16 protein-coding genes are annotated in these 18,098 nt (G+C 31.8%); 8 read left to right on the plus strand and 8 right to left on the minus strand.

Annotated features, from left to right (window positions below; translation table 11 throughout):
- Positions 1–7 precede the first annotated feature (7 nt).
- On the plus strand, positions 8–667 hold the full coding sequence (locus IRZ99_RS18650) for a DUF6565 domain-containing protein (protein WP_194658721.1): 660 nt from the start codon (positions 8–10) through the stop codon (positions 665–667).
- Between the two features lie 54 nt (positions 668–721).
- Here the strand turns inward: IRZ99_RS18650 and IRZ99_RS18655 are convergent, their stop codons facing one another.
- The 5 genes from IRZ99_RS18655 to IRZ99_RS18675 all read right to left on the minus strand — a co-directional run bounded on the left by IRZ99_RS18655 (position 722) and on the right by IRZ99_RS18675 (position 5,931).
- Positions 722–1,501, minus strand: a complete 780-nt coding sequence (locus tag IRZ99_RS18655) for an O-methyltransferase (protein ID WP_194658722.1) — start codon at positions 1,499–1,501, stop codon at positions 722–724.
- 111 nt (positions 1,502–1,612) lie between these two features.
- Entirely contained in the window at positions 1,613–2,155 is a 543-nt protein-coding gene (locus IRZ99_RS18660) for a hypothetical protein (protein ID WP_194658723.1), read from the minus strand.
- Between the two features lie 253 nt (positions 2,156–2,408).
- Complete coding sequence (locus IRZ99_RS18665; protein WP_194658724.1) at positions 2,409–2,870, minus strand: FKBP-type peptidyl-prolyl cis-trans isomerase; 462 nt, start codon at positions 2,868–2,870, stop codon at positions 2,409–2,411.
- Positions 2,871–3,009: 139 nt separating this feature from the next.
- Positions 3,010–4,872 (minus strand): ABC-F family ATP-binding cassette domain-containing protein, encoded by a 1,863-nt coding sequence (locus IRZ99_RS18670; protein ID WP_194658725.1) that lies wholly within the window; start codon positions 4,870–4,872, stop codon positions 3,010–3,012.
- Between the two features lie 93 nt (positions 4,873–4,965).
- Entirely contained in the window at positions 4,966–5,931 is a 966-nt protein-coding gene (locus IRZ99_RS18675; RefSeq protein WP_194658726.1) for a T9SS C-terminal target domain-containing protein, read from the minus strand.
- A gap of 315 nt (positions 5,932–6,246) precedes the next feature.
- Here IRZ99_RS18675 and IRZ99_RS18680 point away from each other — a divergent pair, with 315 nt between their 5' ends.
- From IRZ99_RS18680 to IRZ99_RS18690, 3 genes are all read left to right on the plus strand, one after another.
- Positions 6,247–7,041, plus strand: coding sequence for a polysaccharide biosynthesis/export family protein (locus tag IRZ99_RS18680; RefSeq protein ID WP_194658727.1), 795 nt, complete (start codon positions 6,247–6,249; stop codon positions 7,039–7,041).
- Position 7,042: 1 nt separating this feature from the next.
- A complete protein-coding gene (locus tag IRZ99_RS18685; RefSeq protein WP_194658728.1) occupies positions 7,043–9,424 on the plus strand; it encodes a polysaccharide biosynthesis tyrosine autokinase in 2,382 nt (793 codons plus the stop codon).
- A gap of 156 nt (positions 9,425–9,580) precedes the next feature.
- The gene (locus IRZ99_RS18690; protein WP_194658729.1) at positions 9,581–10,999 is read left to right on the plus strand and encodes an undecaprenyl-phosphate glucose phosphotransferase; all 1,419 of its coding nucleotides are present in this window, start codon (positions 9,581–9,583) and stop codon (positions 10,997–10,999) included.
- Between the two features lie 8 nt (positions 11,000–11,007).
- Here the strand turns inward: IRZ99_RS18690 and IRZ99_RS18695 are convergent, their stop codons facing one another.
- A complete protein-coding gene (locus IRZ99_RS18695; protein WP_194658730.1) occupies positions 11,008–11,745 on the minus strand; it encodes a tyrosine-protein phosphatase in 738 nt (245 codons plus the stop codon).
- Positions 11,746–11,883: 138 nt separating this feature from the next.
- On the opposite strand from IRZ99_RS18695, the gene IRZ99_RS18700 reads away from it, so the two are divergent.
- Positions 11,884–13,074, plus strand: a complete 1,191-nt coding sequence (locus IRZ99_RS18700; protein ID WP_194658731.1) for a DUF5009 domain-containing protein — start codon at positions 11,884–11,886, stop codon at positions 13,072–13,074.
- Between the two features lie 62 nt (positions 13,075–13,136).
- Here the strand turns inward: IRZ99_RS18700 and IRZ99_RS18705 are convergent, their stop codons facing one another.
- Positions 13,137–13,538: a hypothetical protein gene (locus IRZ99_RS18705; RefSeq protein ID WP_194658733.1), complete on the minus strand. Its 402-nt coding sequence runs from the start codon at positions 13,536–13,538 to the stop codon at positions 13,137–13,139.
- 4 nt (positions 13,539–13,542) lie between these two features.
- Positions 13,543–14,106 carry a hypothetical protein gene (locus tag IRZ99_RS18710; protein WP_228519127.1) on the minus strand — a complete coding sequence of 188 codons (564 nt, stop codon included), beginning with the start codon at positions 14,104–14,106 and terminating at the stop codon, positions 13,543–13,545.
- Positions 14,107–14,262: 156 nt separating this feature from the next.
- Here IRZ99_RS18710 and IRZ99_RS18715 point away from each other — a divergent pair, with 156 nt between their 5' ends.
- From IRZ99_RS18715 to IRZ99_RS18725, 3 genes are all read left to right on the plus strand, one after another.
- Entirely contained in the window at positions 14,263–15,447 is a 1,185-nt protein-coding gene (locus IRZ99_RS18715) for a hypothetical protein (RefSeq protein ID WP_228519128.1), read from the plus strand.
- Positions 15,448–15,477: 30 nt separating this feature from the next.
- A complete protein-coding gene (locus IRZ99_RS18720) occupies positions 15,478–16,641 on the plus strand; it encodes a glycosyltransferase family 2 protein (protein ID WP_194658735.1) in 1,164 nt (387 codons plus the stop codon).
- Positions 16,642–16,725: 84 nt separating this feature from the next.
- Entirely contained in the window at positions 16,726–18,051 is a 1,326-nt protein-coding gene (locus IRZ99_RS18725; RefSeq protein WP_194658736.1) for a dihydrolipoamide acetyltransferase family protein, read from the plus strand.
- The last annotated feature ends 47 nt before the right edge of the window (positions 18,052–18,098 follow it).

Genomic DNA, 18,098 nt, shown 5'->3' on the forward strand with positions numbered 1-18,098 from the left:
AATAATTATGAAAAACATACAATTATTATCAGGAATTGCATTAATTGCATTGAGTTTTACATCGTGTAAAGACGAAAAACAAGAAAAAGCTCAAAAAACAATTGATGCTTACGTAACCTACGTTGACTCAGTAAAAAATGTCAAAGCTGATGATTTGAAAGCAGACTGGAAAGATGTTGAAGCTGAATATGACAGAAGAGCTGAAAATGCACAATTGGCATTGGCTGATATTAAGGATAATGCTGCTGAAACCGAAAGGATAAATGCAAGTAAAACAAAGTACGAAGAATTTAAAAATGAAATGACCACCGTTTTTGCCCCACCTGCTCCAAGTCCGAAACAACAATTGCGTAACGCTTTGTTTGGTGAAGGAAAAATTGGAGACGATATGAGTTTTTCATGGGTAAATGCCCAAAATATTCATAGTGTTTACCAACAATTCGTTCATACAGTTGAGGATAATAAAGATAGTTACTCTCGTGAAGACTGGGATGAAATTAAAATATTGTATGAAGCACTGGACAGCCGTAAAAATACGGTTGAAAAAGAAGGTTTAACTTCTGAAGATAACAGAAAAATTGCAGGTTTAAAAATGAAATTTGCTCCAATGTATACTGTAAACAGAATGGGAGCTAAATCTGATGAAAATAAAGAAGCTAAAAAATAAATTTTAGATAAATTGAATTAGTACTAAATGGCAATCAGAAATGGTTGCCATTTTTTATGTTCTAATCACAAAATGCTCTTTTGGCTGTTCATATCTAAAAAAGACAAATCCCCATTGGAAAGTATCAATCGTAACAGTCACTTTCGGATGGTTTTGAATAATTTCCCAGGCTTCTTCCATTTCTGGTGACCAATGAATGTCATCGAAAATCCAAACGGAATCATTATCTATCGTTGGTAATAAAAGATCAAAGTAAGTCAGCGTTGCTTTTTTAGAATGATTACCGTCAAAATAGATTAGATTGTAGCTTGTAGCTTGTAGATTTTCAGAAATTAAAAAAGATTCGAATTCTGAAATAATACTATCCACATTTTTACAATCAAACTGATTCAATTGATTTTTAGCAATAGTAGCGGTTTGAGGACAACCTTCCAATGTAATTACTTTTGCTTTCGGATTTCCTAAGGCTAGGGCCGAAGTGGCTAATCCTAAAGAGGTTCCAATTTCAAGAATACTGTTGGGTTGGAAATAGTTGCTAACGCGAAATAATAATTCGGCTCGTTTTGGAGAAATTCCGGCTGTCGATGCAATTTTAGAAATCTGTCTTCTGTTCGATTTAAAGACTTTTGAGCCGGCACCAAAATCGGTTACTTCAATATAGTTTTTATTTTTTAATAATGATTTTCGATAGTTTTTCAGAATATCATATTCAGCTTTAAACTTTTGATCATAAAAACATTTGGTCAGTAAACTAAAAACAAATGGCGAATGTACTCCATGTTCATTTTTGGAGTTCCAAAGGAATTTTAAATAAGCTTTAATTTGAAATAGCATAATCTTATTTGCAAGAGAGCACGAAGATACGAATCAGAAATTGAAATAATTGAATGAAAAAAGCCTAATCTTTATTTAGATTAGGCTTTTTATATTATAAAATTTTGATACTTATCTGTATATGTTTACGCCATTATTTGCTTCCCATTGCTGTTTAAAATACTCAGCATCTTCGTTATTACGTGGATGAACGCCTAACACAACATGGCCGTCTTTAATACCAGATTCGTATATTTTTGCTCTCTCTTCGGGAATTCCTGACCCTACTAAGGCTCCAATTATACCTCCTGCAATTCCTCCAGCACCAGCGCCAGCTAATCCTGCGGCTAATGGACCAGCAACAATTAATCCTAAACCAGGAATAACAAGACTAGTGCCTAATGCAGCAACAACTCCTGCAATTGCCCCAATTGTTCCTCCAATTGCAGATCCTGTTCCGGCACCTTCAGCTGCTTTTGTTCCAAGTTCAGAGTGATCGTCTTTGTCTGAATAATGTTTTTTTCTGGTTTCATCTGACATTATCAGGTTAATTTCATCTTTTGTATAACCTCTGTCGCTTAAAGTATCATAAGCTCTTTCTATGCTGTCACGATCTGAAAACATTCCGGTTAAAATCTCACGTTTAGTTCCATCTGGATTATGTAAATTTTCCATTTTATATATATTTTAGAGTGTGAATTCATTTTCACTTAAACAAAGCTCGGAAAACAGATATAATATTATTTACAGAATTTTTTCAAATCATTACATAATGAAATCCAGGCATTTATAAAATTGATGATCCTTTTATGTTAATGCTTCAATTTTAACGGTTACGCTATTTATTTGATGGAAGCAAAAAGACCACAATAAAAATATATTTTTATTGTGGTCTTTTTATATTGAAAGAATGCGATTCTTTTAGAAACTAATTCACAGAAATTAACTTAACATCAAAAATAAGTACCGAACCTCCAGGAATACTACTATAGTCGAAAGGTCCATAACCTAAATGTGAAGGAACTAATAATATTCCGCTTCCTCCAACTTTAAAATAAGGAATACCTTCCGTCCAGCCTTTAATTACCTGGTTTAACTCAAAGGAAATTCCTGCGTCTTTGCTCTGGTCAAAAATACTTCCATTAGAATAGTACCCTTTATACGCTACAGTTACATTAGAGGTTGCAGTTGGTTGGGCGCCATCTCCTGCTTCGTTTATCACATAATACAAGCCAGAATCTGTTCTTTTTGCATTTAATTTATTTTTGGCAATATAATTAACTATTTCTTTTTCGTTTTCAACAGTGTAATCAGTTTTTTTAGGATCGTCGTTAGAATTACAAGAGACAAAAAGGGTTAATGCAAGTAATGATGTTAAGATGTATTTCATGATATTTTAAAAATGTATTTTTTATGGATTAATATAATAAAATGTATTTTTTGTTTTACAGAGATTCACAAAGAAAAAAAAAGATTCACAAAAAAACATAGTGCCACTTTGTTTTTTTGTGAATCTCTGTATAATAACTTTATCCTTCAATTTTAGCCGAAAGTTCAAACCAACGCTCTTCTTTTTGATCTATTTTATTGATGATATTTTGCAGTTCATTTGCTTTTTTCTCGATATCAGCATCCGCAACTTTTCCATCAGAGAATAATTGCTCAATTTTAGTTTTATCAATTTCAAGATCTTTGATTTCTCTTTCTAGTTTTTGATATTCTTTTTGCTCGTTGAAAGTTAGATTTCCTGTTGGATTATTTTGTTTCCAGTCTTTCTTTTCAGCTTTATTCTCTTCTTTTTGAGCGACATCGGCGCTATCTTCATAAGCTCTGAAATCAGAATAATTTCCTGGGAAATTTTCAATTTCACCTTTTCCTCTAAAGATAAATAAGTGATCCACAATCTTATCCATGAAATATCGGTCGTGCGAAACTACTAATAAACATCCTGGGTAATCTAAAAGGAAACTTTCTAAAACATTAAGTGTTACAATATCTAAGTCATTCGTTGGCTCATCCAAAATCAAAAAGTTCGGATTCTGAATTAAAACCGTACACAAATACAAACGTTTCAATTCGCCACCGCTTAATTTTTCGACAAAATCGTATTGTTTTTTAGCATCAAAAAGAAAACGTTCCAATAATTGTGAAGCCGAAATCATTCTGCCTTTTGCTAATGGGATAAACTCTCCGTATTCTTTGATAATATCAATTACACGCTGATTTGGTTTCGGGTTGATTCCACTTTGTGTATAATATCCAATTTTAATAGTGTCTCCTTTTACAACACGCCCACTATCAAGTGGTAGTGTTCCTGTAAGGAGATTTAAAAATGTCGATTTTCCTGTTCCGTTTTTTCCAATAATTCCGATTCGGGCACCACGCTGGAAATCAAAACTAAAGTTGTCCAGAATAACATGATCCTTGAATTTTTTAGAAATTTTGTGAAGCTCAATAATCTTGCTCCCCATACGTTCCATATTAATTTCAAGTTCTACTTTGTTTTCCTGACGACGACTTTGCGCTTTTTCTTTAATTACGTAAAAATCATCCTGACGCGATTTCGATTTTGTAGTTCTTGCTTTTGGCTGACGACGCATCCATTCCAATTCTTTTACAAATAAGTTTTTGGCTTTGTCAACGCTGGCATTTTCAGAGGTAATTCGCTCTTCTTTTTTCTCTAGATAATAAGAGTAATTTCCTTTGTATTGGTATAATTTTCCGTTGTCTAGTTCGATGATTTCGTTACAGACGCGCTCTAAAAAGAAACGGTCGTGTGTTACCATAAACAACGTGATGTTTTCTTTCGCAAAATAACTTTCCAACCATTCGATCATTTCAAGATCCAGGTGATTCGTTGGCTCATCTAAAATTAATAAATCCGGACGATTGATTAAGATAATGGCTAATGATAAACGCTTTTTTTGTCCACCCGAAAGATTTTTTACTTTAAGTTTAAAATCTTCGAGTTTTAATTTGAATAAAATCTGTTTGTATTGTGTTTCAAAATCCCACGCATTATGCTGATCCATTCCGTCAAAAGCTTTTTGATACGCTTCTTCATCGTTTGGATTTTCAAGTGCTTTTTCATAGGCTTCTATGATCTTTAAAGTTTCATTATCAGAAGCAAAAATGCTTTCTTCTATGGTTAACTCCTCTTGTAAATTATTATCCTGAGAAAGAAATGCCATACGGATTCCTTTTCTCAAAACTACCTGTCCTGTATCTGGCTCATCCAAACCATTAATGATACTCATTATAGTTGTTTTTCCGGAACCATTTTTGGCAATAAAAGCAATTTTTTGGTCTTTGTTGATACCAAATGAGATGTTGTCAAATAAGGTTCTTTCACCAAAAGACTTCGAGATGTTTTCTACAGATAAGTAATTCACTTTGTAAAATATGAGTTATAAATTATAAGTTATGAAGGTTTTACAAAACACAACTTTTTTGCAAAAGTAAACTATTATATCGCGATTTGCGAATTATTTATGGAGATAGGAATTCAAAATCGGACTTAAATCAAAATAATGGATTTGTTGGCGAACATTCAAAACAGGTTTTCGAACCAAAGCTTCATTGGTTAGATAATAATGCAAACCATCATTTGTAGTAATACCTTCGATTTGATGAAAAGATAACCCGATATTAATTCTTCGTTTATTTCCAGACAAAAAATCATGATCTTTAAAGTCATAGAGTAAATATAAAAATGGTTTTCCGAGTTTAGAATATCCGCAAAGCACAACAAGTTTTTTTTCTTCTAAATAGGTTGCACCAGTAACCAAGCCTTTTGTGTCAAGTGATTCTTTGAATTTTGCGATATGATTTCCAGATTGATTTGATAAAGTATAAATATTGGTTTTAGATGATTTCCATTGTTTGGTAAAGAGGTAAATGCTGTCTTTAGAAACGATAAATGCTTCGCAATCAAAATTGGTATTGTTTGGTTTTTCCGGCGATAAATCAATCTGATTATCATACTTAAACGCAATGGTTTCGATGATAGGATTTCCTTCTAAAAATGATTTTTTCTCTATTTTAAGAATGTTTAAATCAGTTCTATTTCCCGAGGCGTTATTTCCAAAATCTCCAATGTATAAGTAAGAACTGTCCTGCGCAATTTCTTCCCAGTCATGATTTATTGCTTTGTCCAAAATGATTTTCTTCCGAATTATTCCTAAAGAATCTAATCCGTAAATTGTTTTATCGTGGTCATCATTGTGTGTCCATAGTAAATTGTCAAAATATAGGAGTCCAGAGGTTTCTCTTATGGAGTCGCTTAATTTGTTTGTATGTATTCGTTTTATTTTGAAGGTTTCGTAGCTATAACTTTCATCATTTGCTATTGCATTTGGAGTGTAATTTTTAGAAAGCGGATTTTTGAGATCTGAAATCTGGGCATAAGTTGAGTTAAAGATTAAAAAAAGAAACAAAGTGAATTTTCTCATTGCTTGTAAATCAGTTTATATGCTGTGTAAAAATAGTTTTTTATTAATGTCTTTAGTATAATTTGATTCATAAAAGCATAAGTTTTAATTGTATTAAAATAAGGTATTTCTGTTTTTTTGACTTTTTTTGGGCGTTTTCTGATGTTACTTTTGAAAAAAAAAAGCACAGAATATAGTACACAATAGATATATAAATATCTATAACGTAGTATTCTATTTTCGTAGCATTTTTTTCTAACTAAGATTATGTAAAACAGAGTGGGAGTAGAAAGCAAAATTATGTATACAAAATCGGCCTTTAAAAACTTAAACTTAATGAAATTTCAATTTAATTTTTGGACGAAAATAACAAGTATTTTATCTTTTTTACTGTTATTATTTTCTTCTTGTGCTTTTAAAAAAGATGTAATCTATTACCAAAATATGGATGCTTTACAAATAAAGCAAAATGTATCCTCTTATGAAGTAAAAATTCAACCAGATGATTTGTTAATGATTATGGTTTTTGCAGAAGATGCTGAAGCAGTAATACCATTTAATCTTAAAACATATAGCGTGTCTGCTAATCATAAATTAGACATTGCCCATAGCTCTGAAACAATTCAGCAATACTTGGTAGATGAACATGGAATTATTGATTTTCCAATATTAGGGAAACTGCAAGTAGGAGGATTTACTCGAACGGAATTGCTTCAATTACTAAAAAATAAAATAAGCTTGTATGTTAAAAATCCACTGATTAATCTTCGCATTACAAACTTTAAAATTTCTATTCAAGGCGAAGTTAATTTGCCAGGAACTTTCTCTATAGCATCAGAAAGGGTTACAGTGCTTGAGGCTTTAAGTATGGCAAAAGATCTTACTATATATGGTAAAAGGAAAAATATTCTGATTATAAGAGAGAACAATGGTGTAAAGTCATTTAATAGAATAGATATAACAAATTTAGATTTTATAAGCTCTCCATTTTATTATTTAGCGCAAAATGATATAATATATGTTGAACCAAATAGAACAAAAATTAATTCTTCTGTAGTCGGATCCAGTACTTCTGTACTTATATCCGCTATTTCGATATTGATGTCGATTTATGTACTAATCTTAAAATAAAATGAAAAAAGAAAAATCTTATACTGATTATATGAACCACGAAGATGATGATCTAAATATTAAGGAAGAATTTGAAAAATACCTTGCTCATTGGCGATGGTTTTTATTAAGTTTATGTATCTGTTTGATTTTGGTTTTTATTTATTTAAAGTATGTACCCCGAAGTTATGAAGTGACTACAACTATATTAGTCAAAGATAAAAAAAAAGGAGGGATGCTTTCCAATTTATCAGCCTTTACAGATTTAGGCTTAGGTAATGATGTCCTTAATAATATTGATAACGAAATTGAAATTTTGAAATCAAGAACTTTAATTGAAAGTACCATAAAAAAGCTAAATTTAAATATTGCTTTGTTTGCAGGTAGTAATTTTATATCAAAAGAGATTTATGAAGAAAAACCTTTGAAAATTTATTTTATCAGTAAAACGGCTTTGTTTAATACGGAAAGAATTTCTTTTCATTATAAAGTACTTACAGATTATACGTTTGAATTATTATCCGACGATAAAATTGATCAAGTAATCTTATCACCAAAAAGAAAATTTAAATATGGTGATTCAATTCCAACAACTCTTGGAGTTTTGGTGATTGATAAGGTCTTTAATTATAGAATGAAAGAAATTGGTGGATGCAACTCTATAAAGATTGTGATAACCCCTTTCGATAATCTAGTTGACGAATTTAAAAGACGTTTAAAAGTTGAGCCTGTAAGTAAAGCAAGTAGTGTTGTTGCAGTTTCTATTTCTGATCCTGTAATTAAAAAAGCAGAAATTTTTTTAAATACATTAATTCAAATTTACAATGAAAAGGCTGTTGAGGACAAAAATTATATTTCAGAAAGCACTTCAAAATTTATTTCTAATCGATTAGCTTTCGTTACCCAAGAATTAGATGGAGTAGAACAGAATATTGAAAGTTTTAAAAAATCAAATAAGTTAATCGATATTGAATCTGAAACAGAAAAATTTATTAATACTTCAAGTGGATATAACAAAAAAGAAGAAGAAACAGAAATACAGTTAAATATTGTTTCTTCATTTTTAGATTTTCTCAAAATAAACACTAATTATGATTTATTACCATCCAATTTGATAATGGATAATGGAGGAATTTCAACTCTTATATCATCTTACAACCAGTTGGTTTTAGATAGAAGCAGGATATTAAAGTCAGCCACAGCTGAAAACCCTTCGATTGTAAAACTTGACCAGCAAATAGTTTCTTTAAAAGCAATTGTGGAGATGAGCTTAAATCGCATAAAATCTAACTTGCGACTACAAAACACAGATTTGAAGAGTCAGGAGGAGGTCATTAGTGCTAAAATCAGTAAAATCCCAGTTCAGGAAAGACAATTTAGAGTTATTGCAAGACAACAAAAAGTTAAAGAAGAGCTCTATTTGTACTTATTGCAAAAACGAGAAGAAATTGCAATTTCAGTTGCCGTAACTGATCAAAATGCAAGTGTAATAGATTTGGCAAAACCTGATAGAAATGCAGTTAATCCAAAGGGGAAAATAATATATATGGTTGGAATATTTTTTGGATTGGTAATTCCTTTTGGTTTCATTTATATAAGTGATTTATTCGATACAAAAATTAAAAGTAAATTAGATCTAGACAGGTATACAAAAATTCCATTCATTGGGGAGATTCCCATATCATATGCTACTAACCATTTAATTAAATCTGATAGTAAAACAAGTTTTGCAGAAGCACTGCGGATTGTTCGTACTAATTTGGAATTTATGCTTAATAAAGCAGAAAAGGGAATTGCAAAAACAATATTTGTAACTTCAACTCTCGCATTAGAAGGTAAAACCTTTATAGCAGCTAATATTGCAAGTACTTTGTCATTATCAGGATCTAGAGTTTTACTAATCGGTCTGGATATTAGAAATCCAAAACTTGGTGAATATATTGATGTACCCAATTTAGGTGTCACTAATTATCTGTCAATTCCTGATTCAGATATTCAGAATTACATCATCAAAGTAGATGGTTACCCCAATTTTTTTGTTTTGCCGTCAGGAATTATCCCGCCAAACCCTGCTGAGTTATTGATGGATAAAAAGATCGACTATCTTTTTGAAAAATTGAAAAAGGAATATGACTATATAATTGTTGATACTGCTCCTGTTAGTCTGGTTACTGATACACTTTTAATTGCTAAACATGCCGAGATATTTTTATATGTAATACGTGCTAATTTTTTAGAAAAAAGACTGCTTTCTATTCCAAATAATTATTTTAAGGAAAAAAAACTACCAAATATGTGTATTGTCTTAAATGATACAAATGGGAAACAAGGATATACTTATGGGTATGGTGAGAAGGTTGAGGTTAAAACTTGGTTTAAGAGAATTATTTCTAAATTTAGATAAAAAAAAGCCCAATTATTTGGGCCTTTTTTTTTATAATAGACATTCAAAATAAAATGTAAAGATTTCTACAGGAGTAACATTAAATATAATTAAAATGCTATTTTGCGTCAGATAAAATGAACCAAAGCTTTTGTTTATCAAAAGTAGTCCTGGAAGATGAAAATTATACAAAAAATATCACATTACCGTTTATCACGTTACTCCAAATTGCTGTTTGTGCTTTGGGATATCATTTTACTAAACACAGCTTTAGTCGTTTCTGCGTTGGTTCGATTCGGAGATTTGGAGAAGCTTTTTTTAAAGGACGAAAAAACAGTTTCATTATTAGCTAATTTAATTTGGATTGGACTATTACTTAATAAAGATTCACACAGGATAATAAGAATAGAATATATAGAATCAATATTAAAAAGAACGATTAAAAAAATTGTAATACATATTGCCATCCTGACTTGTTTTGTTGTTTTTTATAAATATGCTGATATTTCCAGATTGCGATTGTTATATTTTTATTTGATCTTCTTCGTACTGTTGTTGATTTCTCGTTACACCTTAATGAAGACTTTAAAATACATTAGGGCTAAAGGTTATAATTTTAAAAAATTCATAATTGTTGGTGCCAATGAAACAGGTGAGCGAATGCGAAAAATACTAGCCAAAAATTTAACGTATGGTTATAAGTTTTTAGGTTTTTTTGATGAACAAACAGAAGAATCAGATAGCAGTTTTACACCACTTTTAGGTGGATTTAACGATGTTGAAGAATTTGTATTAAGAGAAGAGGTAGATGAAATTTACGTAGCGTTACATATCAATAATGTTGAAACCATAAATAAATTAGTAAAAATTTGCGAGCAAAATATGGTGCGAATTAAATTTATTCCTGATTTTCAATTGTATACTAAATCGAGTAAAGTTGAGGTTACTTTTTATGAAAACACACCAGTATTGATGTTTCGTCCAGAACCGCTGGAGTTAGCGATAAACAGATTAGTTAAAAAAGTCTTTGACATTTGTTTTTCAACAGGTGTAATACTTTTAATATTCCCGTGGTTATTTCCCATTATAATGCTGATTATTAAACTGGAGTCGTCAGGTCCAATATTTTTCAAGCAGGATCGGTCAGGCCGTGATAATAGATCTTTTACGTGTTATAAATTTAGAAGTATGTACGTAAATGATTTGGCCCATAAAAAACAAGCAGGAAAAGGAGATCGTCGTATCACTAAATTTGGAGCTTTTATGCGTAAAACGAGTATAGATGAATTACCTCAGTTTTTTAATGTTTTTTTAGGAGAAATGTCTGTTGTTGGTCCAAGGCCTCATATGGTTAATCTTGCTAAGGAATATGGTGAGTTGATTGCGAATTATTCCGTTCGTCACTACGCTAAGCCGGGAATTACAGGTTGGGCGCAAGTAAACGGATATCGTGGAGAAACAAAAGAGCTGATTGATATGGAGAATAGAGTAGAATACGATATTTGGTATATCGAGAACTGGAGTCTTTTACTGGATATAAAAATTATAGTGAGAACGCTTATAAATGTTTTTAAAGGAGAAGAAAATGCTTACTAGTAATTTCTTTAGAATTTAAAAAACTGATTGTTTGCAATAACTTCTTTTACGGCACTTATATTTTCGATTTTTATTTTTTGATTGAATGCAGCAACGTGGTCACTGTGATGAATATCGGTACCGGCAAAATCATACATTCCTTTTTTTAGAAGTTGATCTGCTATTTTTGTGATTTCATTTCCATAATATCCGGCTATAGCAAGAAGATTTAATTGAAAAAAACACCCGGATTTTTTTAGCTTCTCATATTCATTAAAGTTTTTATGATAAAATAAATAACGCTCCGGATGTGCTAAAACCGGAATATACCCCGCAACCTGTAAATCAAAAAGTATTTTATACAATTGTACCGGAGCATTCATGTATGACATTTCAACCAAAACATAATTATCCTTTAAGGTTAACAGTTTTTCGTTTTGAAAATGAGTTTCAAACCAATCATCCATAAAATATTCAGCGGCGACCTGAAACGGAATTTGTATGTTGCGTTCTTCCAACGAAAGCTTTGTTTCTTTATAATTGGTAATAATATCGTCTTGCGCGTTATTCCAAATATAATGACTTATATGTGGTGTTGTAATAAACTGAGAAAAACCCATTTCCTGAAAAGATTTGGCAAGTCTTTCTGTGCTCGATATGCTCTTAGCACCATCGTCTATTCCGGGTAATAAATGAGAATGAATATCAATATAATTCCCGCCTAGCAGATCCTTTAAATAAGGTTTTGATTTTAAGAATGAAAACATGGTACAAAAATAAGAATTGCAGATCGCTTTACGGTATTTAAAGGATGATTTTATTATGTGCGGATATTATTATCCATATCTAACTTTGACATTTAGTCTATTATTCTATATTTGTTACTATCAATAATGTAGTATTTTATGAGAATTAAAGAGAATTTGTATAATAAGAGAATTATTTCGATTGACGCCTTACGCGGAATTACCATTTTTATAATGATTTTTGTAAATGAGTTGGCAAGTGTTAAAAATGTCCCACAGTGGATGAAACACATGCCAGCCGATGCAGACGCTATGACTTTTGTTGATCTTGTTTTTCCATCTTTTTTATTTATTGTCGGAATGTCAATTCCGTTTGCCTTTAATGCAAGATTATTAAAAGGGGATAGTGCCAGAACGATTTGGACTCATACTTTAAAACGTGCAGTAGCATTAATTATTATTGGTGTTTTTATGGTCAATGCAGAGTACGGTTATGATGCTTCAAAAATGTTAATTGCGCCGGCATTTTGGGGACTTTTAGCATATGCGATGCCGATTCCTATTTGGAATAAATATCCTAAAGATTTTCCTGTTTGGTTAAAAAACACCTTCCAATATGGCGGTATGTTAGTTTTAGTAGGGCTTTACTTTTTATATGTTCAGGATACTGGAGAAATCGGAATGACACCAAAATGGTGGGGAATTCTGGGTTTAATTGGTTGGGCTTACCTGTTTACAGTAGTTTACTATTGGTTGGTCTCTGGAAAATTGTGGGCGATGATTGCTTTTTTAGTAATTTGTATAGCAGCAAATGCTATGAATTTAATTGAAGGATCTGCGATACAGCAATTTTCGTCGTTGAGTTTTATAGCTGGACATTTAACTCACGCATCCTTAGTAAGCGCTGGTGTAATTATTTCGTTGTTATTTTTTGATCGAAAAATTGCCCTTAAAATCAATTGGCCTGTAATTGGTTTTGCCTTTTTCTTTTTTGCTGTCGGTTATCTTCTTCGTCCTTATTTTGGAATTTCAAAAATAAAAGGAACACCTTCATGGACTATGTTTTCAGCTGGAATCTGTACGGTCTTGTTTTACTTTCTTTATTGGTTAATGGAAATCAAAAAACAAACAAAATGGAGTAATTTCTTCATGCCTGCTGCTGCAAATCCTCTGTTGATTTATATTTTACCAGGTGCAATTTATTATTTTAATTTAGCTTTCAAAATAGAAATTATACCCGGGTATTTCAGAGAGGGAGTTCCAGGAATTATTTGGAGTTTAATCTTTTCAACGATTATGTTATTGGTGATGAAAATCTGCAATAAGTACAAAATACAATTACATCTTTAAGAAAGTTGTTTTTGTTTCAGGTTTCAAGTTTAGGTTTGGAGAACTTGAAACTTGAAATAATTCTATCTAATACGTTTAAAAGATATCGGTCCTTCTCTTTTTTTATTGTCTATAAAAGTGCCTTCAAGTGTGTTTCCATCTTCTGATAAAGTTAGGGTATGTGTGCCTTTTGTTGCCCAGCCTTCAATAGGAAGCGTGACGTCAACAGTATAAATAATGTTATTTCCTTTTCTTATTCCCGTTCCGCTTTCAACAATTTTTTGTCCTTTCCATTCTAAATAATGAGAGAAAATTACTTTTCCATTTTGTTCAGATATAATTGCAACAGTATTTTGAACGCCGGAATTAATGTCTTCCCAAACACCATTTATATCAGTCTTAGAATCATCTTTTTTATTTTGGCTAAAGCCGAAGTTTGAAAATAGCATTCCAAAGAAAAATAAAAGAATAAGTTTTGTTTTCATGATTTTAAATTTGAACGATAACTGATTTAATTGCTAAAAATGCTCCCGAAACAGGATTGTAATTCACAAAATTAAATTTACAAAGATTGTGGATATTCAACAGTTTTCCGTCTGCTAATCCATCTTGTTTAAAGTTTTTCCATGGAATTTTTAACGTTGTAAATTTATCTGGAGAGGCGGGTAAATCAACTCTGGGATGTGAGCCTCCGTGAACACAACCACTTCCTTCTTCATTTCCTTCACGAGCCTGAATTTTTATTAGATGTGATGATTTATAGATAACCTTTAAATATTTGGAGTCATTGGATAATTTTTTAGGAGTGCCATCATTCGATTCTGAAGGTATAATGGCTACATTCAATTCGATTTCTCCAATGGGATTGTCTTTTGCTGTAACCCTTATAATTCCTTTTTTAAGGCGAGTTGAATTAATAATTTCCTGACTTTCTTTAGCTGGTCCGGCAATAAACCATGTATTCGATTTTACGAGATCTATATCTTTATCTGTCTCATTTTTTACATTAAAATTTAAAGTTAGAAAGAGTAGTACTGTTAATAAAAAAGACAAACGAATCATTTTAAAATCTATTTTAAAGAATTAATCTATCCTTCAAATATACCTTTTCTAAATGATTTTGATTTCTTTCTTTAATTCTTTTCAAAATAATGTATTTGTCTTAATAAAATTTTAAATTTGTAAGAATGCATTCTTAAAAGCTTTTTAATGAATAGTTTAAAAGTCAAGTTTATCTGGTTTGTTTTTTTTATTTCGCCATTTTGTTATTCGCAAAATGACAGTACGGCTATGGAAAGCAAGGATATTTTAGATGTCATTCGAAAAATATTTAAAAAAAATGATTCGACAAACGTTCAAAATGATAAAAAGCTTGCTTTTTCGTTATTGCCTGTTCCTGTTGGTGCTAATAATTCAAATGGACTAGTAGTTTCTTTTTTAACGACTTTTTATTTAGGCGAAGATCATGAAAGGACCAATATGTCCCAAGTTTCTTTTTCACCTTATTTTAGTTTTAGCAATCAATACGTTTTTCCTATTCAATCTTATATCTATACAAAAGATAATAAATGGAATTTCATAGGAGATTATCGTTATCTTATTTATCCGCAGCTTACTTACGGGCTTGGAGATCATAATGCTACAGACGAAATGTCGACTTTAGATTATCAACAATGGCGTTTTTATCAGTTTGTTACCCGAAAAGTAGTAGGTAATTATCGATTGGGAATAGGATTTCTATATGATAATTATCAAAACATATCAGAGGAATCCTATATTGATGAAGAAACAGATTATGTGAAATATATGAATGGAGATTTTTCAGATGAAACTTCTTTTGGGTTTGCTATCCAGGGTTTATATGATTCCAGGAAAAATATAGTTAATCCGGAGGGAGGGCTTTATGTTGAAGCCGATTTGAGAATTAATACAAGTGGTGTCGACGGAAATAAATGGCAATCTTTATATTTTGATGCTCGTAAATATCATTCTTTTAGTAAAACTAAACATCGTGTTTGGGCTTCACGCGCTTTCTATTGGTCAACTTTTGGAGGTAAACCCCATTACCTTGATTTACCAAGTATAGGCTGGGATCGCGATGGAAAAACAGGGAGAGGTTTTACAAAAAACAGATATCGTAGTAATGCACTGATTTATTTGGAAACGGAGTACAGAACGGACATTACCAGAAATGGTTTTTTTGGAGCTGTCTTTTTTGGTAATATTTCGTCTGTTTCTCAGTTAGATACCTATAAATTTGATAAATGGCATCCGGCTATCGGAACCGGAATCCGAATTAAATGGAACAAAAAAAACAACAGTAATCTGGCCTTAGATTACGGAGTCAGTAAAAACGATTGGTCTTTGCGATTGGGATTAACAGAAAATTTCTAACTTTCCAAAAAATCAACAGTCCAATCTTTCATGCAACTATCGGTAATTATCCTTAATTATAATGTGCGTTACTTTCTGGAACAATGCGTTTTAAGTGTTCAGGAAGCAATCGGTAAACTTGATGCGGAAATTATTGTCATCGATAATAATTCGACTGATGATAGTTGTTTGATGATGCAAGAGCGCTTTCCGTTAGTAAAATTGATTCAAAACAAAGAAAATTTCGGATTTCCAAAAGGGAATAACATTGGCGTTTTTGAGGCAAAAGGAAAATACATTTGTATTCTAAATCCGGATACAGTTGTTGCAGAAGATACTTTTGCTAAAATTTTGGCTTTCGCCGAAGGGCAAAATAATTACGGAATTATAGGTTGTAAATTAATTGATGGAACCGGAAGTTTTCTACCAGAAAGTAAACGCGGAGTTCCAACACCTTGGGTTGCTTTTACAAAGATTTTCGGTTTATATAAAGCTTTTCCAAATTGGAAACTTTTTAATCAATACTACGCTCAGCATATAAATGAAAATGAAACAGGAAAAGTAGAAATTCTGGTTGGTGCTTTTATGTTTATGCAACGCGATTTCTATCTCGAACTTGGTGGTTTTGATGAAGATTGTTTTATGTATGCCGATGATATAGATTTGTCTTATCGCGCGTTACAAAAGCAAAAGTCAAATTACTATTTTCACGAAACTACAGTAATACATTATAAAGGAGAAAGTACGGTTAAAGATGAAAAATACATGAATCGTTTTCAGGAAGCGATGAATTTCTTTTATCAAAAACATTTTAAGAAATCATGGTTTTTTACCTTTTTTATTAAAATCGGTATTGTCCTTTTTTCATTTATAAAAATGTTTCAGGGAAAACCAAAAACAAAATCTGCACCTGAAACCTATATTTTTTACTCTTCAAATGAAATTTTGTCTGAAAAATTACCTTCTATTTTGAAAAATAAAGTGCGGTTTTTCGATTTCAAAAAAGAAAAAATGGTAAATTCGTGCCTTGTTTTAAGGGCTGGTAAGACGGAGATAATTTTGGATAATCAGTATGTTTCATTCAAAAAATGTATCAAAATCATAGAAACTCTTAAAGATAAGAACATTACTTTTAAGATTTTCCCCAAAAACTCAAATTTTATAATAGGAAGTGATTCGCGAAATGACAGGGGGCAAATTATAAAAATCGAGTAAAAAATTATATTAAGTGTAATTTATATATAAAATATTCAGTAATTTCGCAATCAGAAAATCAAAATCACCCTTGAGGTTAACAATATGGCAAGATTTGAATTAAAACTTCCTAAAATGGGAGAAAGTGTCGCTGAAGCAACTATTACCAACTGGTTGAAAGAAGTAGGAGACAAAATTGAAGCTGATGAAGCTGTACTGGAAATTGCAACTGATAAAGTTGATAGTGAGGTACCAAGCGAAGTGTCAGGAATCTTAGTTGAGCAATTATTTGGTAAAGATGATTTGGTTCAGGTAGGACAGACTATTGCAATTATTGAAACTGAAGGTGATGCTCCAACTGCTGCTATAGTAGAGGAAACGACCGCTCCTGCAGAAGTTGCAGAAATTGAAAAAACTATAGAAACAGCTCAGGAAACTGTTGCGGCTCCACAAGATTTTTCAGGATCTGATAAATTCTTTTCTCCTTTGGTGAAAAATATTGCTAAAGAAGAAGGTATTTCTATTGCTGAGCTTGATAGTATTCAGGGTTCAGGAAAAGACGGCCGTGTAACAAAAGAAGATATTTTAAAATATATAGAAGATCGTAAATCTGGTGTCGTAACTCCAAAGGTTGCTGAACCTGCAAAAACGGTTGAACCGGTAAAAGTTGCGGAACCAGTAGTTCAAAAAAGCCAGCAAGCGGTACCGGTTTCTGTAAATGGAGGTGATGAAATTATCGAAATGGACAGAATGCGTAAACTGATTTCAGGATACATGGTAGCTTCTGTGCAAACTTCAGCTCACGTTCAGTCATTTATTGAAGTTGATGTAACGAATATTGTAAAATGGAGAGATAAAGTTAAAGCGGCTTTCGAAAAAAGAGAAGGTGAGAAGTTGACCTTTACTCCAATTATGATGGAAGCAGTTGCAAAAGCATTGAAAGATTTTCCTGGAATGAACATTTCTGTTGATGGCGATTATATCATCAAAAAGAAAAATATAAATTTAGGAATGGCAGCAGCTTTGCCAAACGGAAACTTAATTGTGCCTGTAATTAAAAATGCAGATCAGTTAAATCTTGTTGGAATGGCAAAAGCGGTAAACGATTTAGGAAACCGTGCAAAAGCTGGAAAACTAAAACCAGACGATACACAAGGCGGAACTTATACGGTAACAAACGTTGGTACTTTTGGAAGTGTTTTTGGAACGCCAATTATCAATCAGCCTCAGGTGGGAATCTTAGCACTTGGTGCGATTCGTAAAGTGCCTGCGGTTATCGAAACTCCGGAAGGTGACTTTATTGGAATCCGTCAAAAAATGTTCTTGTCGCACTCTTACGACCACAGAGTTGTAGATGGTGCTTTAGGAGGAAGCTTTGTAAAAAGAGTGGCCGAATATTTAGAAGCTTTTGATGTAGACAGAGATTTCTAAATCAAATTAATAAATAAAATGAAACCCGGAAAATTGAAAAATTTTCC

This window comes from Flavobacterium sp. LC2016-12, assembly GCF_015351595.1.
Taxonomy (GTDB): domain Bacteria; phylum Bacteroidota; class Bacteroidia; order Flavobacteriales; family Flavobacteriaceae; genus Flavobacterium.